This is a genomic window from Arthrobacter sp. MDT1-48-3, from assembly GCF_054511015.1.
This window is the reverse complement of sequence record NZ_JBTNDL010000010.1, coordinates 26,051-49,926: the sequence shown is the minus strand read 5'-3', so window position 1 is coordinate 49,926 and position 23,876 is coordinate 26,051. Positions and strand designations below refer to the sequence as shown.

19 protein-coding genes are annotated in these 23,876 nt (G+C 63.1%); 8 read left to right on the top strand and 11 right to left on the bottom strand.

Going from position 1 to position 23,876, the window contains the following annotated elements; all coding sequences use genetic code 11:
* Window positions 1-80 precede the first annotated feature (80 nt).
* From ACX80L_RS16055 to ACX80L_RS16025, 7 genes are all read left to right on the top strand, one after another.
* Window positions 81-1,286, top strand: a complete 1,206-nt coding sequence (locus ACX80L_RS16055; protein WP_459290942.1) for an aminotransferase — start codon at window positions 81-83, stop codon at window positions 1,284-1,286.
* Between the two features lie 75 nt (window positions 1,287-1,361).
* On the top strand, window positions 1,362-1,751 hold the full coding sequence (locus ACX80L_RS16050; protein ID WP_459290940.1) for a RidA family protein: 390 nt from the start codon (window positions 1,362-1,364) through the stop codon (window positions 1,749-1,751).
* 45 nt (window positions 1,752-1,796) lie between these two features.
* Window positions 1,797-2,930 (top strand): aminotransferase class I/II-fold pyridoxal phosphate-dependent enzyme, encoded by a 1,134-nt coding sequence (locus tag ACX80L_RS16045; RefSeq protein WP_459290938.1) that lies wholly within the window; start codon window positions 1,797-1,799, stop codon window positions 2,928-2,930.
* A gap of 77 nt (window positions 2,931-3,007) precedes the next feature.
* Complete coding sequence (locus ACX80L_RS16040; RefSeq protein WP_459290936.1) at window positions 3,008-3,334, top strand: hypothetical protein; 327 nt, start codon at window positions 3,008-3,010, stop codon at window positions 3,332-3,334.
* Window positions 3,331-4,245: a pyridoxal 5'-phosphate synthase lyase subunit PdxS gene (gene pdxS / locus ACX80L_RS16035; protein WP_459290934.1), complete on the top strand. Its 915-nt coding sequence runs from the start codon at window positions 3,331-3,333 to the stop codon at window positions 4,243-4,245. The genes ACX80L_RS16040 and pdxS overlap by 4 nt, the downstream gene beginning before the upstream one ends.
* A gap of 303 nt (window positions 4,246-4,548) precedes the next feature.
* Window positions 4,549-6,234 (top strand): thiamine pyrophosphate-binding protein, encoded by a 1,686-nt coding sequence (locus ACX80L_RS16030; RefSeq protein WP_459290932.1) that lies wholly within the window; start codon window positions 4,549-4,551, stop codon window positions 6,232-6,234.
* Window positions 6,235-6,471: 237 nt separating this feature from the next.
* Window positions 6,472-7,851, top strand: coding sequence for an NAD-dependent succinate-semialdehyde dehydrogenase (locus ACX80L_RS16025; RefSeq protein ID WP_459290930.1), 1,380 nt, complete (start codon window positions 6,472-6,474; stop codon window positions 7,849-7,851).
* 143 nt (window positions 7,852-7,994) lie between these two features.
* Here ACX80L_RS16025 and ACX80L_RS16020 read toward each other — a convergent pair whose 3' ends face one another.
* The 8 genes from ACX80L_RS16020 to ACX80L_RS15985 all read right to left on the bottom strand — a co-directional run bounded on the left by ACX80L_RS16020 (window position 7,995) and on the right by ACX80L_RS15985 (window position 18,267).
* Entirely contained in the window at window positions 7,995-8,219 is a 225-nt protein-coding gene (locus ACX80L_RS16020) for a family 1 glycosylhydrolase (RefSeq protein ID WP_459290928.1), read from the bottom strand.
* A gap of 452 nt (window positions 8,220-8,671) precedes the next feature.
* On the bottom strand, window positions 8,672-12,100 hold the full coding sequence (locus ACX80L_RS16015; RefSeq protein ID WP_459290926.1) for a pyruvate carboxylase: 3,429 nt from the start codon (window positions 12,098-12,100) through the stop codon (window positions 8,672-8,674).
* A 100-nt stretch (window positions 12,101-12,200) separates the two neighbouring features.
* Complete coding sequence (locus ACX80L_RS16010; protein ID WP_459291017.1) at window positions 12,201-12,872, bottom strand: GntR family transcriptional regulator; 672 nt, start codon at window positions 12,870-12,872, stop codon at window positions 12,201-12,203.
* A gap of 117 nt (window positions 12,873-12,989) precedes the next feature.
* On the bottom strand, window positions 12,990-14,045 hold the full coding sequence (locus ACX80L_RS16005) for a transketolase family protein (RefSeq protein ID WP_459290924.1): 1,056 nt from the start codon (window positions 14,043-14,045) through the stop codon (window positions 12,990-12,992).
* On the bottom strand, window positions 14,042-14,950 hold the full coding sequence (locus ACX80L_RS16000) for a transketolase (protein ID WP_459290922.1): 909 nt from the start codon (window positions 14,948-14,950) through the stop codon (window positions 14,042-14,044). The genes ACX80L_RS16005 and ACX80L_RS16000 overlap by 4 nt, the downstream gene beginning before the upstream one ends.
* Before the next feature lie 37 nt (window positions 14,951-14,987).
* Complete coding sequence (locus ACX80L_RS15995; protein WP_459290920.1) at window positions 14,988-16,325, bottom strand: MFS transporter; 1,338 nt, start codon at window positions 16,323-16,325, stop codon at window positions 14,988-14,990.
* A gap of 229 nt (window positions 16,326-16,554) precedes the next feature.
* The gene (locus tag ACX80L_RS15990; RefSeq protein WP_459290918.1) at window positions 16,555-17,328 is read right to left on the bottom strand and encodes an SDR family NAD(P)-dependent oxidoreductase; all 774 of its coding nucleotides are present in this window, start codon (window positions 17,326-17,328) and stop codon (window positions 16,555-16,557) included.
* A 102-nt stretch (window positions 17,329-17,430) separates the two neighbouring features.
* The gene (locus tag ACX80L_RS15985; RefSeq protein ID WP_459291015.1) at window positions 17,431-18,267 is read right to left on the bottom strand and encodes a sugar phosphate isomerase/epimerase family protein; all 837 of its coding nucleotides are present in this window, start codon (window positions 18,265-18,267) and stop codon (window positions 17,431-17,433) included.
* 240 nt (window positions 18,268-18,507) lie between these two features.
* On the opposite strand from ACX80L_RS15985, the gene ACX80L_RS15980 reads away from it, so the two are divergent.
* A complete protein-coding gene (locus tag ACX80L_RS15980; RefSeq protein ID WP_459290916.1) occupies window positions 18,508-19,344 on the top strand; it encodes a class I SAM-dependent methyltransferase in 837 nt (278 codons plus the stop codon).
* 172 nt (window positions 19,345-19,516) lie between these two features.
* Here ACX80L_RS15980 and ACX80L_RS15975 read toward each other — a convergent pair whose 3' ends face one another.
* The 3 genes from ACX80L_RS15975 to ACX80L_RS15965 form a co-directional block, all read right to left on the bottom strand.
* Entirely contained in the window at window positions 19,517-20,557 is a 1,041-nt protein-coding gene (locus ACX80L_RS15975) for a PDDEXK nuclease domain-containing protein (protein WP_459290914.1), read from the bottom strand.
* Window positions 20,558-20,953: 396 nt separating this feature from the next.
* Window positions 20,954-22,555: a tetratricopeptide repeat protein gene (locus ACX80L_RS15970; protein WP_459290912.1), complete on the bottom strand. Its 1,602-nt coding sequence runs from the start codon at window positions 22,553-22,555 to the stop codon at window positions 20,954-20,956.
* Window positions 22,552-23,586, bottom strand: a complete 1,035-nt coding sequence (locus ACX80L_RS15965) for a protein kinase domain-containing protein (protein WP_459290910.1) — start codon at window positions 23,584-23,586, stop codon at window positions 22,552-22,554. Before ACX80L_RS15965 ends, ACX80L_RS15970 begins: the two co-directional genes overlap by 4 nt.
* Window positions 23,587-23,876: the final 290 nt, after the last annotated feature.

Below are 23,876 nucleotides of genomic sequence, written 5' to 3'. Positions count from 1 at the left end.
GGGCAATATAAGTAACAGTTGAGTTGTGGCGGATCCCACCCGGTATAGGGTCGGGGCGCCGTGAGGATAAGGAGTTGAGCATGAAGATCAGAAGCTTCGGTGTCGAGATTTGGATGAACCGGTACGAGAACGAGTGCGCCTACAACCTCGGTGAGACCTGCGTGGAATCCCTCACCGTCGATGAGCTCCTGACCCTCGCAGGGCGGAAGGAGACGTTCCTCGCGGAGATCCTTCCGCTGAAACTGACCTACGGGGCCATCGAGGGCACCGACGAGCTGCGGAATCTCATTGCTGGCCTGTACGAAACGTTGGGGCCGGAGAACACGATTACGACCCATGGGGCGATCGGCGCGAATGCGCTGATCCACGAAACCCTCATCGAGCCCGGGGACCGGGTCATCTCGGTCCTGCCGACCTACCAGCAGCACTACTCGATCCCCGAGAGCTATGGCGCGGACGTGCAGCTACTCAAGCTCCGCCCCGAGAACGGGTATCTGCCCGACCTCGAGGAATTGAAGTCCCTGGTCACCGAGAACACGCGCCTGATTGTGCTGAACAACCCGAACAACCCCTCCGGGTCCGTCATGGACCGGGCGATGCTGCAGGCGGTCGCGGACATCGCCGACACCGTCGGCGCGTATGTTCTCTGCGACGAGGTGTACCGGGGGACAGGCCAGTCCGGCGACGGCACGACCGCGTCGATCGCCGACGTGTACTCCCGCGGAATCAGCACCGCCAGCATGTCCAAGGCCTTCTCCCTGGCCGGGCTCCGCCTCGGCTGGGTCGCCGGCCCCGTGGACATCATTGAACGCGTATCCATCCGCCGTGACTACAACACCATCAGCGTCGGCATGATCGACGACGTCCTGGCGCGCATCGCCCTCGAGAACAAGGACAAGATCCTGGAGCGCTCACGCTCGATCGTGCGCACCAACCTGCAGATCCTCGACGACTGGGTGCAGCAGGAACCGTCCATCACCTACGTCAAGCCCGCCGGCGGGACCACGGCCCTGCTGGAATACAACACCGGGGAGCCCTCCGCCGACCTCGCCGCGGCCATGATGGAGGAAGTCGGGGTCCTCATGACCCCCGGCAGCGCCTTCGACCTGGAGGGATGCCTGCGCATCGGGTACGCGAACAACGAAACCGTCCTCCGCGAAGGACTCGCCAAAGTCAGCGAATTCCTCGCCCGCCGCGTCCAGCGCAGCAGCGGCACGAACGACTCTGCATCCAAGTCCTCCCACGACGCGGCCCAGCGCCAGCTGACAAACAGCTCCTGGCTCTGACCCCAGTGACCGGCCCGGTGTCTGCAGGGCTGACACCCCAACGCCTCCCGGAACGACCCCGAAGGAACCCACTTCATGAACCAGCGCATCATCGCTACCTCCGCAGCGCCCGCCGCGGTCGGAGCATACAACCAGGGCAAGCAGATCGGCCCGTTCCTCCAACTCTCCGGACAACTCGCTATCGACCCCGAGACCGGCAAGATCTCCACCCACGGGATTGAAGAGCAGACAAGGCTTTGCCTGCAGCAGGTCACGGCCCTGCTGACCGAGGCTGGCGGCACCTGGGACGACGTCCTGACCTCCCGCGTATACCTGTCCTCGGATGAGAATTTCGACGCATTCGACGCCGTCTACGCCGACGTCGTGCCCCAGCCCTACCCGGCCAGGGTGACCGTCGGCGCGGAACTCGCCCCGGGCGCCCTGGTCGAAATCGAAGTCCTCGCAGTCCTGCAAGCAGCCGCCTAACCACAACCAACCTCAAGTGCTCCAAACGTTTCGCGAAGAGAGGTGATGACCGTGCAGCTTCCGCCATTCCTGATCGAGCGGATGTTCGCCAAGCATGAGTTCACCGCCAGGGTGAACCTCACCGGATCCGACACCGAAGCCCTGACCCTGGAAGAGTTGTGGCGCCTGGCACCGGGGCAGACACGGCAGTGGTACGAATCGCTGACCCTCGGTTACACCCAGTCCCCAGGCCACCCGATCCTTCGCCAGCTGGCCGCCGAAGCCTCCGGCCTCGACTCAGCCGAGGCGGTGCAGGTCTTCGCCGGCGCCACCGAAGCGGTCTTCGTCCTGCTCAACACGGTCCTGAGCGCAGGCGACCATGTCATCGTCATCGGGCCGACGTATCAGCTCCTGCTCGATGTGCCCGCTGCCATCGGAGCCGAGGTCACCGAGATCCAGCTGCGACGAGAGGACCACTGGCATCTCGACGTCGCCGAGATACGCAAGGCAATCCGTCCCAGCACCCGGCTCATCATCGCGAACTTCCCCCACAACCCCACCGGCGCCCTCCCCGAACTGGCGGTCTTCGAGGACCTTATCGATCTTGTCGACGGCACCGACGTGCTGCTGCTCAGCGACGAAATCTACCGGGGCATCGAGCTTGACCCGCAGCGACGACGACCCTCCGCGGCCTCACTCACCCCCAACGCGGTGTCCGTGTCGGGTGTCTCCAAGACACTGGGTATGGCCGGCGTCAGGATCGGCTGGACCGCTACCCAAAACACCAATGTCACGGCCGGGCTGCTCGACTACCGGTACTGGACGACGCTTGCCACCAGCGCCCCCAGCGAAGTCCTCGCCATCGCCGGCCTCCAGGCAGCCCCGGCACTGCTTGAACGCGCCAACACCATCGTCCGCACCAATGCGAAACTCCTGGCCTCCTTCATTGCCGGTACACCCGGCGGGGACTGGGTGCCTCCCGTAGGCGGCACCTGCGCCTACCCCTGGCTGACGACAACCCACGCACAAGCCTTCTCCGCATGGCTCGTCGAACACCACGGCGTGCTCCTCGCCCCCGACACCATGTTCAAACACGCGGGCCATCACCTGCGCTTCGGCCTCGGGCGCACTTCAGTCCACGAAGGAATAGCGACTTTGGGACAGGCGTGGCCCACCTGGCTGGAACAAACCGGCCCTTGAGAAACAGCGCAAACCATAAGACCTAGAACCTTCCTGACAGCACCCCTCCACAGCTCCTCCACCGCCCGGAGACCACCATGCCGCCACGCAAACCACGCCCTGGCACCACGCGCATCCACCAGGCCCAAGACTGCTCACCCCAGGAGCTCGCCCCCTGGGTATCAGCGGGCTTCACTCACGTCACTGAAACCGCGGACATCAGCACGGACATGAAGATAGTGGCCCTGCGACAGGGCAGAGTCCTCCACGCGGGCGTCGTCACCGACATCGCGGCCGCACTGAATGTGGTGTGGCTGCTCGATGAGCAGTCCAACACACGAAAACTCATCGAACGCGACCAGTTCACGCTGCTCGCCTACCCACCAGAAATCACCCGCCGGACAACCGGAAAGAAGAGCACATGAACGACAACCCAGCCCAGCAAGGCGCCGCAGCTCAGACCGGCGGCAACCGGGTCAAGCGCGGGATGGCCGAGATGCTCAAGGGCGGCGTCATCATGGATGTCGTCACAGCCGATCAGGCCCGCATCGCCGAGGACGCCGGTGCGGTAGCCGTGATGGCGCTCGAACGGGTTCCCGCCGACATCCGTGCCCAGGGTGGCGTCTCGCGCATGAGCGATCCCGACATGATCGACAGCATCATCGCGGCCGTGTCCATCCCGGTCATGGCGAAAGCGCGCATCGGCCACTTCGTGGAGGCGCAGGTCCTGCAGTCCCTCGGGGTCGACTACATCGACGAGTCCGAGGTCCTCACGCCCGCCGACTACGCGAACCACATCGACAAGTGGAAGTTCACCGTCCCCTTCGTCTGCGGTGCGACCAACCTCGGTGAGGCACTGCGGCGCATCACCGAGGGCGCGGCGATGATCCGCTCGAAGGGTGAGGCGGGCACCGGTGACGTCTCGAACGCCACGATGCACATGCGTACCATCCGCGCGGAGCTCAACCGGCTATCCTCGATGGCCGAGGACGAACTCTACGTGGCCGCGAAGGAGCTCCAGGCGCCGTACGAGCTGGTGAAGGAGGTGGCCTCCGCGGGCCGCCTGCCCGTGGTCCTGTTCACCGCCGGCGGCATCGCGACCCCGGCGGATGCTGCCATGATGATGCAGCTCGGTGCGGACGGTGTGTTCGTCGGCTCCGGCATCTTCAAGTCCGGCAACCCTGCGGAGCGGGCGAACGCGATCGTCCAGGCGACCACGTTCCATGACGATCCGGACATGATCGCCAAGGTGTCCCGTGGTCTGGGCGAGGCCATGGTCGGCATCAACGTCGAGGAGATCCCCCAGCCGCACCGCCTCGCCGAACGCGGCTGGTAGCAGAGCATTGAAGGAAAGACTCGTGCGCGATGCGAACAACGGCCCTGACACCATCACAACCGCCCTGCGATGTGAGCCCGACTGCCAATACTGCGACGGCGCGGAAACCGACTAGGTGCACTGTCTGTCTGGCGGTGCGTGAGGCAGTACTTCACTTCTGGAGTTGGTGTCAGACCAACTAAGAAAGCTAGCGCTCACACCGTGGAGTAACAACCTCGGGTACAGCACCAGATGACGCTTTCATCATGTCCGACGGCCGGTCAGAGAGGACGGGCCGTCTCACCTACAGACTGGAATTTGACCATGATTGAAGAACAAGTCCATCTCCACGCGCCGGGCCTCCGTAACGGTGGGGATCTGGTCGTCGAAACGCTCGAGGCGCTAGGTGCCACAACAGTCTTCGGCATTCCAGGACAACACGCGTTGGGGCTGTTCGACGCGATGGGGCGGGGCAACCTGCATTTCGTTTCGTCCCGCGTGGAGAACAACAGTGCATTCGCCGCCGATGGATATTCCCGTGCCACCGGGGAGGTCGGCGTACTCTTCCTCTCCACCGGGCCGGGGGCTTTGACGTCTCTGGCGGGGCTGCAGGAAGCGTACACGACCGGAGTTCCCATCGTGGTGATCGCCAGCCAGATCCCACTCGATGGTCTAGGTGCCAGGCGCAAAGGGATGCTGCATCAGCTTGACGATCAGAAGGCCTCAGCTGCGAATGTCTCCAAGAGCCAACGGCTGATACAGCATGCTTCCGGCATCCCCTCTGCCATTCAGGACGCTTGGACGGAAGCGATTTCCTCACCTCAGGGCCCGGTATGGGTGGAGATTCCGCAGAACATCCTCCTGGATCCGGTCTTGGTGCCTCGGGTGGAGGATGCTCTAGCTCAGGCTATCGACAACCCGCCCCGAGTCGAGCTGATTCGTGAGGCCGCGAAGTGGCTATCGATGGCACAACGTCCGGCAATTATCGCTGGTGGCGGTACACGCCGTGGGCGGGCTGAGAAGTCACTGTTGTCCATTGCAGAAAAGCTCCGTGCCCCTGTGATCTGCACCCCGGGCGGCAACGGGGCGTTCCCCTGGGATCACGACCTGTCGCTACAATCCTGGATCGAGGACCGGCACATGACGGACGTCTTGGAGGACGCCGACGTGCTGATCGTAATTGGTTCGTCACTCGGGGAAGTGACGTCCAACTACTTCACGTTCGAACCGCGCGGCAGAATCATTCAGATCGACGCTGAACCCCGGGTGCTCGAATCGAACCGACCCGGGTTGGGAATCCGCGCCGATGCCGGACAGGCATTGACAGTCCTCGATGAAGAATTACAAACCAGAACAGGCACGCAACCAACCTGGCACGGCGTTTCCCCTGAAGCCATGGTGAAGGAGGCATTGGCAAAGGTCGGCGCACGGCTGGACAGTCAGGATCTGGCCAAGGAAATACGGTTCATGGCCGACATTCGTGCCGCAGTGCCAGCGGAAATGCAGACGTTCTGGGACATGACCATCGCCGCGTACTGGGGTTGGAGCTGCTGGGACGCCAGGGAAGGCCAGTTCCACTCAGCGCAGGGAGCAGGGGGTCTCGGTTATGGCTTTCCCGCCGCCATTGGAGCCGCGATGGGATTGGAGACCATGGGGAAACCGGGTCGGGTGCTCGCGGTTTCTGGGGATGGATCCTCGATGTACTCGATTTCGGAACTCGCCACCGCCAAACAGCACAATGCTCCTGTGACCTGGCTGATCGTGGACGACGGCGGGTATGGCATTCTGCGCGAATACATGGTTGAAGCCTTCGGTCATGCGACGGCCACTGAGCTCGCACGCCCCGATTTCGTCAAACTCGCTGCAGCTTTTGACGTGCCGGCCACACGCGTTCCTCCCGAAGACGTGGCAGACGCGCTTCGTGCCGGTTTTGCCGCTGATGGGCCCAACGTTGTCGTCGTTGACACTCTTCTACGGATGTTCGCTCCCACCCCACCATCAACGAGTTGAGATCAGCCTGATTCGAGGAGCCGCTGTTCACCCATCGGAGGTTCGAACGGGCCGAACAACCCTTCAACGCCGACCCAGGCGCTTCGGGGAAGAATTGGTACGACCGTTGTTTCTAGCGGCCCGAGCACTCATCCTTCGTTCAAGGCGTCCAAGGTATCAGGAAAAATAGTGGCAGTTTTGCGGACGCCAGGCATGGAATTATCGTCCATTTTTTGTTCTATCGAAGGAGAAGACCGCATGACTTTGTATGCCGTCATCAATCCCTCCACCGGGGAGACCGTTCGTGAGTACGACACGTTCACTAATCAGGAAGTGGACGCAGCGATCTCGAATGCGTACGACGCCTACGGGCAGTGGTCGCGCCCGGCCCCCATCAGGGCGCGGACGGCGCTGATCGCCCGGGTAGCGGCCCTGCACACGGAACGGCGTGAACAGCTGGCGGAGATCATCGTGCGCGAGATGGGCAAACCGCTGGACCAGGCCCTCGGTGAAGTCGACTTTTCCGCGGCGATCTATCAGTACTACGCCGACAATGGCGCTGGTTTCCTCGCCGACGAGCCCATTGAGCTGTCCGAGGGCACGGGTTCTGCCCTGATCCGTCGCGCGCCGCTCGGTGTGCTCCTGGGCATCATGCCGTGGAATTTCCCCTACTACCAGGTGGCGCGCTTCGCGGGCCCGAACATCGTCGCCGGCAACACCGTCCTGCTCAAGCACGCCCCGCAGTGTCCCGAGTCGGCGGCGGCCATCGCGCAGATTTTCGCTGACGCCGAGGCCGAACTCGGTGCGCACGAGCACGTGTACGAAAACCTCTACGCCACGAACGAGCAGATCGCCACCGTCATCGCGGACCCACGGGTACAGGGGATCTCGGTGACCGGCTCCGAGCGCGCAGGAGCAGCCGTAGCCGAACTCGCGGGTAGGCACCTGAAGAAAGTGGTGCTCGAACTCGGCGGCTCCGATCCGTTCATCCTGCTCTCCACCGAGGACCTCGACGGGGCTGTCCAGGACGCGGTGAATGCACGTCTGGACAACAACGGTCAGGCGTGCAACGCCGCCAAACGCTTCATTGTCATCGACTCCCTCTACGAGGAATTCGTCGAGAAGTTCACGCAAGTTATGAAGAAGGTACAACCAGCCGATCCCATGGCCGTCGGCACCCTGCTCGGCCCGCTGTCCTCGGCGGCAGCGACGTCCCGGCTCGAAGAGCAGCTCGAGCACGCCGTATCCCAGGGCGCAACCGTCTTGGCAACGGGGGAGACCTCGGGCAACTTCTTCCCACCAGCGGTGCTGACCGAGGTGACCCCGGCGATGGAGGCGTACCACGAGGAATTCTTCGGTCCCGTCGCTATGATCCATAGGGCGTCCTCCGAGGAAGAAGCTGTGACGCTCGCCAATGACACCCCGTTTGGGCTCGGGTCCTACGTCTACACCACGGACCAAGAGCAGGCCCTGCGCGTCGCGGATGCCCTCGACGCAGGCATGGTCTGGATCAACCTGGTGCTCGGCGATTCCGCCGAGCTACCCTTCGGCGGTGTGAAACGCTCCGGATCAGGCCGCGAACTGGGCCGCTTCGCGATCGAGGAATTCGTCAATAAGAAGATGATCCGGACCGCCTAGGGATCCCGCAGCCAGCCTAGCGACGGAACGAGGGCCCAGATGAAGGCCCGGAGTTCCTACTTTGCACCGCCCGCCGATCATTGAGCTTCTGTCAGCCCGACCTCCATGTTTTCGAGAGCTGGCAGTAGGGCATCAGTGAGCACCTACCTGACGGAGCGGTGAAGAACCGGAGTGCTACAGGTTATTTGCGTTGGCGACTTCGCCGAACCAGGGGAGCTCGATTTGGAAACTCGTTGGAGGGTTTGTGGGTCTACCGCAACTGATCCAAAGGTTAGACCATACCCAGATGCCCATTTGGAGCTATCGAGCAGGCTCCAGGAGTAGTAGCCGCGAGCATCGATACCTGAGCGGGTGTCCCTTATCCGCATCAATTACCTCTTCGAACGTGGTGTGCTCGTCGAAGTCGAAGCCACGGCCGTTCTCGACTGACGTCTCGCGGTGGGTCGCGATCGGGGCAACTTGGCGATGTCGATGTCGTCGCTGACGTGGAACGCGCGCCTATGTCCGAAGGCGATAGGAACTATCCAGATGACGGTGTGATCGTCAGTAAGAACATCGACGACAGCGTCATACGTCGGCTTCTTCCCTTCACGGACGGAGACACGATCACGAGGTAGTAAGCCGTCCCAGTCCTTCCGGTCCTTCCGTTCTGCTTGGACAAAAGGACCGGTAGGGGAACGAGATTCGCTCGGCCTCACCTGCCGCTGTAGGGGCTGTGCCATGACAGTGATCTTCCTTCCCGAGACGTGCTGCTTGTTCCTGCAGGACGTGCCTTCGTAGTGATGAGCGCCCTTCGGCAGGACTGCCTGTTCGGGATGGCTCAGGAGGGGGCGATGACGAGGAGGAGGTCGCCGCCCTGGGCGGGGCCGGGACCGTTGAAGGCGACGCGCTGCACGGTGCCGGCGATCGGTGTGGTGATGCTGGCTTCCATCTTCATGGCCTCGATGGTGGCGACGGTGTCGCCGGCCGCGACGGCCTCGCCCTCGGCCCGGGAGACGGTTACGGAGCCCGCGAAGGGTGCGGCGATCTGGCCCGGGCTGCCCGGGTCCGCCTTCTCGGCGGCCCGGACGTCGCTGTCGATGCTCCTGTCGCGGACGCTCACCGGACGCATCTGGCCGTTGAGGGTGCACATGACGGTGCGCATGCCCTTCTCGTCGGGTTCGGACACGGCTTCGAGGGTCGCGATGAGCCGGACGCCCTTCTCGAGCTCGATGACGTGCTCCGTGCCCGGCTGCAGCCCGTAGAGGTAGTCCGCGGTGCCGAGGAGGGACACGTCGCCGTAGGTGTCGCGGGTGGCGCGGAAGTCCTTGGTGGGTCCGGCGAACAGGAGCGTGTTCAGCGCGTTCCGGCGCTCCGTCGGGGTCCCGGCGAGCTTCGCCTCGTCGTCGGAGCTGAGCTCGACGTCGCGCGGCTTGAGTTCCCTTCCCTTCAGGGCCTTGGTGCGGAACGGTTCGGGCCATCCTCCGGGCGGGTTGCCGAGCTCCCCGTTGAGGAACCCGATGACGGAGTCGGGGATGTCGAAGTCTTGCGGGTTCTCCTCGAACTCGGCCGGGTCGGCGTTGCGGCCCACGAGGGCCAGGGCGAGGTCGCCGACGACCTTCGAGGACGGGGTGACCTTGACGAGCCGGCCCAGGATCCGGTCGGCCGCGGTGTACATGTCCTCGATGGCCTCGAAGCGTTCCCCGAGGCCGAGGGCGATGGCCTGCTGGCGGAGGTTCGAGAGCTGCCCGCCGGGGATCTCGTGCCGGTAGACCCGCCCCGTGGGCCCGGGCAGGCCGGACTCGAACGGGGCGTATATGCGCCGGACGGCCTCCCAGTAGGGCTCGAGCGCGCACACGTTGCCCAGGTCCAGGCCCGTGTCCCGCGGGGTGTGGGCCAGGGCCGCGACCAGGGCCGACGCCGAGGGCTGGCTGGTGGTGCCGGCCAGCGCCGCGCTGGCGACGTCGACGGCGTCGACGCCGGCGTCGACGGCGGCGAGCAGGGTGGCGAGCTGTCCGCCGGCGGTGTCGTGGGTGTGCAGGTGCACGGGCAGCTCGAAGCGGGCCCGCAGGGCGGTCACGAGCTTCGCCGCCGCAGCCGGGCGGAGCAGGCCAGCCATGTCCTTGATGGCCAGAATGTGCGCTCCGGCGTCGACGATGCGCTGGGCGAGCTCGAGGTAGTACTCCAGCGTGTAGAGGGTCTCGGCCGGGTCCAGCATGTCGGCGGTGTAGCACAGGGCCACCTCGGCGATGGCGGTGCCTGTCGCCCGGACGGCGCGGATGGCCGGCTCCATCTGGGAGACGTCGTTGAGGGCGTCGAAGATCCGGAAGATGTCGATCCCCGAGGCCGCGGCCTCCTGGACGAATGCGGTGGTCACCGCTTCGGGGTAGGGGGTGTAGCCGACGGTGTTGCGTCCGCGCAGCAGCATCTGCAGGCAGATGTTCGGCACCTCGCGGCGCAGCGCGTCCAGGCGCGCCCACGGGTCCTCACCGAGGAAGCGCAGGGCGACGTCGTAGGTCGCCCCTCCCCAGGCCTCGACCGAGAGGAGCTCCGGCGTCAGCCGGGACACGGACGCGCCGGCGGCCACGAGGTCGCGGGTGCGCACGCGGGTCGCCAGCAAGGACTGGTGTGCGTCGCGGAAGGTCGTGTCCGTCACGGCCACCGACGTCTGTTCCCGCAGCGCCCGCGCGAAGCCCTCCGGCCCGAGCTCCAGCAGGCGCTGGCGACTCCCCGGTATCACCGGGCTCGGGGTGCCGTCCGCCTCCGCGTCCGGTTCCTCGATCACGGGGAGTTTCTCGCGCGGGTCCAGGTGTGCGGGGCGGGCGCCGTTGGGCTGGTTGACGGTCACGTCGGCGAGCCAGGTCAGCAGTTTCGTGCCGCGGTCGGCCGGGATGCGGGCGGTGAGCAGTTCGGGACGCTCGTCGATGAAGGAGGTGGCGACGTTCCCGGCGATGAAGTCCGGGTCGTCCAGGACCGCCTGCAGGAAGGAGATGTTGGTGGAGACGCCGCGGACCCGGAACTCGGCCAGCGCCCGGCGTGCCCGCGCGACCGCGGTCGGATAGTCCCGGCCCCGGCAGGTGAGCTTGACCAGCATCGAGTCGAAGTGCGGGCTGATCTCCGCCCCCGCATAGACGGTGCCGCCGTCCAGGCGCACCCCGGCTCCGCCCGCGGACCGGTAGGCGGAGATCCGTCCGACGTCGGGGCGGAACCCGTTCGCGGGATCCTCCGTGGTGATCCTCGACTGCAGCGCGGCCCCCCGCAGGTACACCGTCTCCTGGGACAGGCCGAGGTCCGCGAGGGTCTCCCCGGCCGCGATGCGCAGCTGCGCCTGGACGAGGTCCACGTCGGTGACCTCCTCGGTGACGGTGTGCTCGACCTGGATGCGCGGGTTCATCTCGATGAACACGTGCTGGCCGGCCCGCTCCCCGACCGTGTCCACGAGGAACTCCACCGTCCCGGCATTCACGTAGCCCAGCGCGGTCGCGAACTTCACCGCGTCCCGGTGCAGGGCCTGCCGGATGCCCTCGTCGAGGTTCGGTGCCGGGGCGATCTCGATGACCTTCTGGTGGCGGCGCTGCAGCGAGCAGTCCCGCTCGAACAGGTGCATCACGTTACCTGTTGCGTCCGCGAGGATCTGCACCTCGATATGCCGCGGCCGCAGGACCGCCTGCTCCAGGAACATCGTCGGGTCGCCGAAGGCGGACTCGGCCTCCCGCATCGCCGCTTCGAGCGCCTCCGGCAGGGCTTCGCGGGTGTCGACACGGCGCATACCGCGCCCGCCGCCGCCGGCCACGGCCTTCGCGAAGACGGGGAACCCGATCTCGTCCGCTGCGGCGGTCAGCTCCGCCACGTCCGCGCTCGGACGTGAGGAGGCGAGCACCGGGATCCCTGCCGCGCGGGCGGCGTCGAGGGCCTTGACCTTGTTGCCCGCCAGCTCGAGGACGTCCGCCGGCGGTCCCACGAAGGTAATACCGGCCTCGGCGGCCGCGCGGGCGAGGCCGGGGTTCTCCGACAGGAACCCGTACCCGGGGTAGATCGCATCGCAGCCGGACTCCCGGGCCACCCGGATGATCTCCTCGATGTCCAGGTACGCGCGGACGGGGTGGCCCTCCTCCCCGATCAGATACGCCTCGTCCGCCTTCTGCCGGTGGATGGAGTTGCGGTCCTCCTGCGGGAACACCGCGACGGTCTTCGCGCCCACCTCGTACCCGGCCCGAAAAGCCCGGATCGCGATCTCACCACGGTTGGCTACCAGAATCTTCGAGAACATCGATGTACTCCTTTGTTGCCCGCCGGTCTGACCGGGTCCCAGCAGGCAGGACAGGTCAGGGCAGGTCGGTGCGGGTCAGGTGTGACCGGGGCGGGTGGCGTTAGCCGCCGTTGCCGGTGAGGATTTGTGCTGTTTCGTTCATGTGGTCTTCGACTGCGCGGGCTGCTCCGGGGGAGTCCCCGGTCTTGATTGCTGCCACGATGCTTGTGTGCCGGTGTGGACTCATATTGCTCAATGCCTGATCCACCCCGGCATACATGACGCTCATCCGGATAGATCCCTCGAGTGACTTCCAGGAGTGAAGCAGGGTCTGGTTGCCGGTGAGGGAGCAGAGCGTCTGGTGGAAGTTCAGGTCAGCTTCGATGCGGTCGTCCAGGTCGCCATCGGCTGACTCCTCCATCCGCCGGATGCCCTCCTCCAGCTCGCGCACGATCGCGTCCCGATCGTCCTGCTCGGACAGCATCCGGGCAGCCAGTCCCTCCAGGGCAGCTCGTACCTGGAAGATATCGCGGACATCGGCGCTGCCAAGGTGCCGGACGGACAACCGTCCCCGCGCTCCTGCGGAGATGAGCCCTTCCTGTTGCAGCTGCCGCATGGCTTCGCGCAACGTACCCCGGCTGATCTGGAGCTTTTCCGACAGTTCCGTCTCAACGAGATGGGTTCCTGGAGCCAGCTCACCGGTCGTGATGGCACGCCGGAGAGCGGTCAGCGCCAGCTGGCGGAGGTTGTTCTTTTCCAGTCCTCCAAGGAGTGATGGTGGTGCTGCCGTCATGAGGGATCCTTCGCCGGTGGTGAATGTCGACATTCGTTTGTTGACATTGATCTTACGGATCGATCCGGCTTTCACAGTGGCGGCTTCCGACATCATTTGACAGGTATTCGGGCTGGGCTACGCCAGTTCGCTGAGAACTTTCTGCACGATGCGGTCGCGGGACAGACCGTACCGTTCGTGCAGGGTGGGTAGGGCGCCGGCGTCGAGGAACAGGTCGGGCAGCGCGATCGGCACGATTTTGCTGCCGGCGCCGTTGCGGACGGCGACGCTGGCGACGGTTTCGAAGAGGCCGCCGATCTCGGTGTGGTTCTCCAGTGTCACGACCAGGCGGTCCTTGCCGAGCTCGCGCAGCACGGTCTCGTTGTCGAACGGCTTGATGGTGGGGGAGTGGAGCACGGCGACGTCGACGTTGTGGGAAGCCAGTTCCTCGGCCGCCTGCAATGCCCGCATTGTCATGAGGCCGCTGGAGATAAAGAGGACATCCCGGCCGGGGCGGAGTTCTTTGGCCTTACCGAGCTCGAACGTGTAGTCGTACTCATCGAGAACGGTCGGGACATGTCCTCGGAGCAGGCGGAGGTAGGTCGGTCCGTCAGATGCAGCGAGTTGGGGAACGGCCTGCTCGATGTCGAGGGAATCGCAGGGGTCCACGATGGTGAGGTTCGGCATGCCGCGGAAGATCGCAATGTCCTCGGTGGCCTGGTGGCTCGGCCCGTACCCCGTGGTCAGCCCGGGAAGCCCGCCGACGATGTTGACGTTGAGGTTCGGTTCGGCGATGTCCAGGCACAGGAAGTCGTAGGCGCGTCGGGCGGCGAACACCGCGTAGGTGGAGGCGAAGGGAACAAGTCCTGTCTCGGCCATCCCTGCGGCAGCCCCGAAGAGGAGCTGCTCGGCCATGCCCATCTGGAAGAACCGGTCAGGGTAGGCCTTTGCGAAGATGTGCATGTCGGTGTATTTGCCGAGATCCGCGGTCAGACCGACGATCTTTGGGTTCTGCTCCGCTGCCTTGGCCAGTGCATGCCCGAAAGGTGCCGGTGCGGTCTTCTGGCCGGGATCGGCAAAGGACGCGATCATGGCCGAGGTCTTCAGTTTCGGCTTCACGGCGGCCGCGGTGTCAGGAGCCTCAGTGGTGGTGCTCGTGGTGGTGCTCGTGGTGGTACTGGTGGTGGTGCTCATTGCGCAGCCTTTCCTTCGTATCCGGCAGTGAGCTGCTCGCGGCAGATTTGCCATTCGTGTTCTTCGATGCGCATGAAGTGGGCCTTCTCCCGCTCTTCCAGGAGAGGTACGCCCTTGCCGACCTTCGTGTCACACAGGATCACGGAGGGTCGTCCGGTGGGAGCAGCCTCACGAGCGATGGTGTCGAACGCTTCCAGGAGAGCGGCGGCGTCGTTCCCGTTTACGCGCTGGGTATGCCAACCGAAGGACGCCCATTTGTCGGCGGCAGGTTCGATGCTGAGCACGGTCTTGGTGGCCCCGTCGGCCTGGAGGGCGTTCATGTCGACCAGCGCGGTGAGGTGGCCGAGCTGGTGGTGGTGCGCTCCCATGGCCGCTTCCCAGGTCGAGCCCTCGTCGAGTTCTCCGTCCGAGAGGAAGTTGAAGATCCTCGACTCAGAGCCCTGCAGCCGCAGTCCCAGGGCCATCCCGACGGCGACTCCGAGCCCGTGGCCCAGGGATCCGCCGGAGATTTCCATGCCCGGGGTGTAGGAGGCCATTCCCGACATGGGGAGCCGGGAGTCATCAGACCCGTAGGTCTCGAGCTCGTCGAGTGGAATGATGCCGGCTTCGGCGAGGGCCGCATAGTGCCCGATAGCGTAGTGGCCGGTGGAGAGCAGGAATCGGTCGCGGTCCGCCCAGTGCGGGTCTTCCGGCCGGTAGCGGAGCTGGTCGGCGTAGACGGCGGCGAACATGTCTGCGGAGCCCAAGGCCTGACCGACGTAGCCCTGGCCCTGTACTTCGCCCATGTTCAGAGCGTAATGGCGGGCGCGATAGGCGGCTTCTTGGACCTTATTGACCCGGTCGCTGGGTTCAGCCTGGCTGGCGTCGCGGTCTGTGGCGGTGGTGGGTGTTGGTGTCAAAGTCATGAGGTGCTCTTTCTGGTTCCCTGGGAGCGGTGTCGGATCAGGCGTGCTGGGGCAGGGGAGTGGACTTGCCGGCTTCGGCGGCGAGTCGGCGTTCCTTCGGGCCCCAGGTCTCGCGGGTCATGAGTGCTGCGATGAGGCCGATGAGGGCGTAGGTGGAGAAGAGCAGGGCCGGGCCGAGCCAGCCGAGCTGGATGTACAGCAGGGTGGTGATGAAGGGGGTGAAGCCGGACACCATGGCTGAGATCTGGTAGGCCAGCGAGGCCCCGGAGGCCCGTGTCTTGGCCTGGAAGAGCTCGGGGAACCATGCTCCCTGCGCACCGGCCAGTGAGTTCTGGCAGACGGCGTAGGAGATGACGATGGTGATCATCACGCAGATGAACAGGCCCGTGTTCGCGAGCAGGAACATGGGGATGCCGAACAGGACCGCGAACGCGCAAGACCAGATGTAGACGGGGCGTCGACCGACACGGTCGGTGAGTCGGGCCCAGGCCATCGTGGCGAAGATCCCGATGAAGGACGCGACGCAGAGGGAGGTCAGGGTCTCTGTTCGTGTGGCGAGCTCGGTGGTGTTGAGGTAGGAGATCATGTACGTCACGGCGACGGCGTATCCGGCTGTCTCGGCGACCCGGAGGCAGATGCCGCGGACGATGCTGCGCCAGTCCTGGCGGATCACTTGCACGATCGGGTTCTTGACGATCTCGCCGTGGTCCTTCACGTCCTCGAAGACCGGGGACTCGGGGACCTTCGAGCGGATGATCAGGCCGACGGCGACGAGCACGATGCTGGCCAGGAAAGGTATACGCCAGGCCCAGTCGCCGATGAGGTTGGCGCTGGCGAGGAAGACGAGGTTCGCCAGGAGAAGCCCGACGGGGAACCCTGCCTGGACGATGCCGGTGTACTTGCCCTTGGACTTCCACGGCGCGTGCTCGTAGCTCATCAGGATGGCTCCGCCCCATTCTGCGCCGAAGGCCAGTCCCTGGATGATGCGGACGACGACCAGCAGGATGGGGGCGAGAATGCCCACGGTTGCGTAGGTCGGCAGGAGCCCGATGGCGAAGGTCGCCAGGCCCATGATGATCAGTGAGGCGACGAGGACGGGCTTGCGGCCTACCTTGTCTCCGAGGTGGCCGCCGATGATGCCGCCCAGCGGGCGGGCCGCGAAGCCGACGCCCAGGGTGGCGAACGAGGCCAGGGTTGCGGTGACCGGGTCGGCGCCTGGGAAGAAGGCCGGCCCGAAGTAGAGAGCGGCGGCGGTCCCGAAGCCGATGAAATCATAGGTCTCGATCACTGCACCGACCCCGGATCCGACGGCGACCTTGCGGGCGTCCTTCGTTCCGTGGACGTGGCCTCGCATCTGGAGAGCTTCGTTGCTCATCGTGCATCCTTTACTGAGAGGGGATTGTCGACTGTTAACACTGCTTCGGAATAAGTGTGACCCGGGGCACATACATTGTCAACAGTCGACAGAAGGTGCTTTCGCAGGAGGTGCTTCCAGGTCTTTTGGGCAGCTGGGACGGCGGGGGTGGCTGGTCGAAGTGCGTTCCACGGGAGTTACGTGCCGGCCACCCCTCGCGCGTGTCCAGGGGAAGGGGAGAAGCCCGGGTCTAGTGAATGTGGCTTCCGCCGTTGATGTCGATCGTGGTGCCGGTGAGGTAGGAGGCGTCGTCAGAGGACAGGAAGGCAATCACTCCGGCGATCTCATCTGTCGTTGCGGTGCGGCCTAGGGGGATGTCGCGGGCGAGGGCGGCTTCCTGCTCCGGGGTGCTGCCGACCCGGATGTTGGTGTCGACGGCCCCCGGAGTGACGGCGTTGACGGTGACGCCGCTGTCGGCCAGTTCCCGGGCCAGTGCCTTGGTGAACCCCAGGATCGCGGCCTTGGCCGCGGAGTAGGGGACCTTCCCGAAGACGCCGCCGCCGCGCTGCGCGGAGACGGAGGACATGTTCACGATGCGCCCCCAGCCGTTTTCGAGCATGGCCGGCAGGAAGGCTTTCGTCACCAGGTACGTGCCGGTGGCGTTGACGGCCATGACCTTGTTCCACAGCTCCAGTGTCGTCTCAAGGAACGGGACGGGTGAGGTGATGCCTGCGATGTTGGCCAAAGCGCCGACGGGGGGCAGGTTGCCGGCAGAAACCTCAGCTGCGACGGCAACTTGCGCTGCAGTAACGGAGGCTTCGCTGGTGACGTCGACCTCGTAGCCGAACCCGGGAACACCGAATTCGTTGCTGATCTCCGTGGCGACCTTCGCGGACGTTTCGCCGTTGAGGTCCAGGACGACGATGGCCCACCCGTCCTGGGCGTAGCGGCGTGCGGTAGTAACCCCGATGCCGCGGGGAGAGGTCGCTCCGGTGATGACGGCGGTTCGCTGGTTGCTGGTCATGATGCTCCTGTACTGGTAATGGTGCTGTTATTGGTTTAGGTGCTTGTCGAGGATCGGGTTCAGGTGGTGGTTCAGGTGAAGTGGTTGGGCGTGTGGCGGCAGTCAGGCCGCAGGGGACTCGAGGAGCTCTGAGATGTAGGTTGCGGCCGCCATTGTGGCTTGCGGACGCTCGTCATCGGTGACATCCCGGGTCTCGAGTTCCAGGGAGAAATGACCGTCGTATCCGGAGACCACCAACGCTTTGAGGCCGGCCGCGAAGTCAACCGTGCCGTTGCCGATGCTGCGGTTGATGTCACCCGGGACGGCATCGCGGAGGTGTACGTGGCGGATCCTGTGCCGGAAGACGTCGACGTACTCCACGGCATCGGCACCCGAGGCTTCGAGGTGGCTGAAGTCCATGACAAGACCCACGGTCTCGGGTAGGTGCGCCAAAAGGTCGACCGTTCGATCCAAGTCCCAGCACAGGCGGTAGAAATGTGGTGCCTCCACCCACACTTCCACTCCAACAGCTGCAGCACGTTGTGAAGCGTCCTCGAGCGCGTTTGCCACACGCTCCATATCTCTATTGAGGGTGGCGACCGGGTCTCGAGATTGGGCTCCGCAGGGAAGGACCACGGCGGGCGCGCCGACGTTCACGGCCAGCCCCAGGAGCATGTCAAGATGCTCCTCGCGGCGTGCGGAGCCTGCGGAGTCCGGGACCACGTTAAGGTCGCCGATGTCCGCGTTGATCGACCGGACACTCATCCCGGAGGACCGGATGGCGCAGCTGACGTCCACCACAGCCTCACCATCCAGGACGAAGGGAACATGGTCGCAAACACCCGGAAGTGCGCCGAGATCCAGCGTCGAGAAACCAAGTGTCCTCATGGTGCTCAGAGCAGCCGGAAGGCTGAGATGTCGAAAACTGATGGACGAGCACACAAGTCGGGGGTGAAACATCATCATTGACCTCACACTGACGGACGTGACCTGAAGCACACTACTTAGATGTATGTTAACAGTCAACATAAGGGGGGTGGGTGCGTTATTCGACGCACGGGCCCAAGAGCGCGCAGTCCTTGACGCCACCGGTGCAGTCCGGCCGTCCATCACCGAATGGGAAGCTGCAGAGCCAGGAATCATGGTCAGATTCGGGCATCGATGCCCTCGTTCATGAACGGGCATCTATGGTGTAGTCGCGTGACTGCCTATGGTCGAGAAATGACTCCTCACGACGCGCTGCCAACACCTGCTCACGAGCACCAGTCCGACCATGCCGTTCCCCACGGTGGCGACCATGACCACCATTCGGGTCTCGACCTCGATGCCCTCGTCTTCAGCGACCAACTCGCGGCCGTTCTGAATCTTGCAGACCGATCTGAGGCTCATGCCATCGTTGACCTCGGCGCCGGCACCGGTGCCGGTAGCCGGCTCCTGCGCCACCGGTACCCCGAAGCATCAGTGACCTGTATCGACAACGACCCGCACATGGTGAACCAGCTGCGGGCGCAAGGCTTCGCCGTGGTCGAAGCCGACCTCAACAACGGGTTCCCCTTCCTGCCCGACACTGAAGCGCACTCCGTCGACCTGATCTGGGCATCGTCATCCCTCCACCACATCAGTGACCCCGCTCGGCTACTGTCCGGAAGCAGTCAGTTCCTGGCCCCGGAGGGCGTGCTGCTCGTCGTCGAACTCGCGACCCTCCCCAGTTTCCTCAGCCACGGACCCCAGGCCCAGCTCGAGGAACGCTGCCACGCAGCGGCGACAGCAGAAGGCTGGAATCTCCACCCCGACTGGACACCCACCATCGAAGCCTCCGGGTTCATCGTCACGAAGAGCACGCTGACGACCACAGCTCCCGTCACACACGAGGCGCGCCAGTACGCACACCAGTGGTTCAGCCGCTTCGCTCATCTAAAGACGTTGAGCTCCCACGACCGTGATGACGTGACCCATCTACTCGAACAACTAACTGGAGATTTCGACCTTCAACCCAAGGCCACACGAACCATCTGGGTGGCTACTCCACGACAGTAGAGGCAGCGGCTCACCCACAGGTGGACGGCTTTGAGCTCCACCCTTCGGGCTCCACCCGCCCACAGGCGGATGACCCGCTATGCCGTGGAAGTAAGCTTTTCTCTGGCTCCAGCGAATCGCCGATAACCAATCTTATGTAAGGTAGCGGTTCGGGAAGGAGCCGAAACCCCTCCTACTCGGCGCTCTCCGATGCAATCTCGTCGAAGGCTGCAGCAAGTTCATCGGCGGCCGGCAGGGCTCGTCGTTCCGCGGCCGGCAGGGTTTCGTATGTGTAGGTGGACACGGCCATCGGTGACTCGGACCGGCTGAGGGCGTAGCGAACGGTGTGATCGTTCTTGCTCCCGCAGATCAGGATCCCGACGGTGTCGTTATGGGCCTCGCGGCGGAGCTTGTCGTCGACCAGGGCGACGTAGAAGTTCAGCTTTCCGGCGTACTCGGGCTGGAACTTGCCGGTCTTGAGCTCGATGACGACGTAGCGCAGCTGCTCGACGTGGAAGAACAGCAGGTCAATGTAGAAGTCGTCTCCCTCGACCTCGAGGTGCACCTGCCGGCCGACGAACGCGAACCCGGGACCGAGCTCCCGGAGGGTGTCGACGATACGGTCCATGAGGGCCTGCTCGAGGTCACGCTCGGCCACCTCGCCGGAGAGCCCGAGGAACTCGAAAGCATACGGATCCTTCGCGACCTGCTGGGCGAGCTCGGAATCGCCCGCTGCGAGCTGGCGGCTGAAGTTCGACGGCGCGGTACCGGTACGCTCCATCGACTTGTTCATGATCATGTTCATCAGCACGTTCCTGGACCACCCGTACTCGACGGCTGCCGCGGCGTACCAGTTGCGGGCCTCAGGGCCGAGGTTCTTGTCGAGGATTGTACGGATGTGGCCCCAGGGCAATTGCGCCACAGCCTGTGGCGCGATTGACTCGCCCGGCCACTGGCGGGCGAAAGTCGTCATGTACTGCAGATTCCGCGGCGAGAAGCCGGTCATGTCCGGGAACTCACTCCGGAGATCTTCGGCCAAACGGGCGACGACCCTACTTCCCCACCCGTCCTGCTCCTGATGCGCGAGCACGTCTCGCCCAATCCCCCAGTACAGCTCGATCAGCTGCGTATTGACGGTCCGCTGGGCACGGCGGCGAGCACCATGCACACGATCTTTCAGCAACTGCAGCGTTAAGCCGTACTCATTAGGCAGGGCGACATCAGAGGCTCTCATACACCCCATCCTTTCAGGACCATTACCACCGTGCCGCGCGTTGACACCGTTGTCGGCACTGTGAACAACGCGACTAAACCAGTACTAACGAGATCTACGAGGTGTGTTCAACCAGCCGGCTCAAACAACGAACCAATTTACTCCGGCCGGATTGCATAGAGATCAACTCCCACCGCAGCCGAACTAATTGCCCTGCGCAGGCGCGTATCCTATTGCGACGCCCCACAACGATTGACCTGAGACACCATAGCAACTGACTACGACGAGTCACCCGTTCGCCCGAAAGACCAACCTGCCATGCTCACCGCGCGATGGTTATCAGGCACTTCTCGTCAAAGACCTAGGCGCTTGTTAATCGAAAACGCTACTAGAGTGCAACAACTTCCAGTCCAAAGACTAGAACTTGAACCAGACACCGTCCTCGTCAGTACCCTGCACTAAAGACGCAACGTCACTTGGGCCCCAACCATCTATAGAGGACCTTGTTTGTACCACTCCTAATGATGAATCCCGGCGACCCGAGACTGCACCAAGAACTCGAGAAAGAATCAATTTCGCGTCTCGCTTATTTGTTTCTTCCGCGAGGTTATTGGCTACGGACCAGATATCCGATGCGACTTGACTGCTGATTAATGCCTCTTCCCGCGCCCAGTAGCTCGCTGCTATCGCTGCCTGTTCTCTCAAACCCAAATCCAGCGATTGGCGCGTAGCGCGCTGATAGTACTCGCGGCCCAAATCCGCTCGCCCTTCGCGAAAACTCACAAGCCCCCTTGTAGCTAGATGGACAGCTTCTTCACTCGCATCACGAGGCGGAGCAGAATGAGAAAATATCTCATCCACGTCTACAGACTTATTCTGATTAGCTATTGCGAAGACAAGGTTATTGGCCAAAATAGGATCACGTGGATTAGCTATACGACCAAGAGCCGCTGCCTCTTCCGCTGCAACATAGTCCTCCGCCCCTACCGACGCGACGTATGACAAGAACATTGCGGGCTCAACGGCGAAGGGCTGATCTCGCTGCCACTTCTGTCCCGCCTCAATAGCAACCTTCCAATCGTGTCGGCCACTAGCTTTTATTGCCGTCGCTTCATAGCTCCCATACGGAAGTTGAAACGACTGCGGAGTGCTGAAGCCGCCCCGCTGGGATTCGAACTCTATTTGAGCAGCGGCATTCTCCGTGGGCTCAGCCGTCGCTTGGCCTAGAATCTTCCGGCCGCGTTTCTGATTACCTTCGTTGAACTCGAAGTGCGCCACCGTGCAGGCCAGTTCACTTACGGTCCAGGTGCTGAAGTTGTCAGAAGTGAGTACGGTCAGCGCTGTCCGCATGGAGTGTGGCTTATCTCCGGCGGCTTCGTCAGTCGCCAACTCAGCCGCGAGCAACCACGGGTCACTGGAATTTCTCGCCCCGTGTATAACTTGCTGAGCGGATTCCGGATCATCTATGTGTAAGAAGAAACGCACCGCCGAACGCAGAACGAAGCGATTCAAGGGGGCCAGCGAAACCGCCGTGCGAAGGGACCGCTCTGCCCTCTCAACTTGACCAATCAAGGTTTGAGCCAGGGCAAGGTCAACCCACCTAGTTGGATTTCTTGGGAACATGCGAAGTTCTGCACGGATTTGCTGGATCGCACTCTGGCGTTCCGACAGATTAGCCCAAGGATTTGACAGACTAACTGCCTCCTTGGTGATCCGACGACGAACAGATGCGGCCAGATCGGTGATCAGAGGTGTTGCAAGATGCGACTCCTCCACGAAACGAACCACAGGTAGGAGAAATTCAGGGTTATCTACCGATGCGGCGATACCAAGTGCGTCTGATGCCGTATGCAGCCCGGGAGATTCTTCGAATTTTGAAATTGCTTCAAGGTCTGCAGGACTAGGGCCGTCCAGTCGATCTCTTTTCGCCGACGCCAATTCACCTAAGGCTGCAGAATCTTTAAAAGTTCTCCAACGAGGGACCAGTTGCCGGTCATCTAATCCTTGATTACTTATCATGCCGCGTCCGACGTGCTACGGAAGGTTTCTGCTTTCCTCGAAAGCAGATCCAACTCGGTCACAATGCGATTCATAGAGTATGGCTGTCCGGCACGGCGACTAGCAAGATGACCTCTCCGTGTTACATCTGGATCAGTCGTTGCGGCAATCAGTCCTATTAGCTCGTCCCGAAGTGGTTCGTCGATAGTATTTTTCATAGTAGATAAGGCGGCGGCGTGTGCAGCCTGCACATAAGGGAACACGTCAGCATAGGTCCCGCGCCAATTTCGAGGGCTGAAAGTCGGGTCTAAGTACATGTCGATCAGGGAGTTCATGGTGACTCCCGCGAGTACGAAGCTCAGGAGGTTTCCCAGTTGGTAAATATCACAAGCGAGTCGACGCGCACCAAAACTCGCTTGAATCTCACCAAACTGTTGTTCAGGCGGAGCATACCTGGGATCCCCCGCAATTGTTAGTACATCGTGTCTCGCGGCTTTTGCCGCATCGGTTGCCCGGCCAAGGTCACCAATCTTAGCGGTATCCAAACTCCCTCTCCTCGTGTCGAAGATGAGAAGGTTGCTCGGCTTAACGTCCTGATGCGCCACCCCAATCGCGTGGAGTTGCGATATACCGGCCGCGGCGTTATGAACCATTCGAAGCTTCACAGCTAGATCGATATTATCTGTGGAGTCGAGAACAGCGCGAACGTCATTTTTCGCTCGCTCGAAGATTATGAAACTCAGGGGATACGGCGCTCCGGCTGGCGCTAGTGAATCATGGCGGTATGCAGATACAACTCGCGTGAGTCGCTTTTGAGAACATTTCTCCACGATATCGCGCTCAAAGTTGTATGCCTCGGTAATTATTTGCATCATCCCGGTCGGATCAGCACTGAATAAGATAGCGTGGTAGTTTATAACCTTCACGAAACCTTCTCGACCCGTTGTATGTCGAGCTAAGTATCCAAGTGAGAAGTTGCCTCCAGTCGCCGCGGCGGATTGTGCAATTTCATGAGTGATCGTCCATCCATCGCCCAGATCGACGCCAATCATTCCTCCAGAACCAGGTACAACGACTGTCAAAAGCACCCCCACGTTCACAAGCCGACCCGAACTGGTCCAGCTGATCGAACCTACAATATAGCTCTATGCGAACCAACGTTCATCGCGTTGACTTGGTGCCTTGTCTGCGGATCGGAATGTTCCATCGGCGAACGGGTGGCCTGACTCGCCTTCGTTGCGCTAGCAGTACAGCTATCCGGTTCGCGCAGCGTGGTGCGCGTCCTTCATTCACTGCGGTCTAAAAGCGCGGTGCCTAGGTCTGTCGGCAGCTGAGTGACACT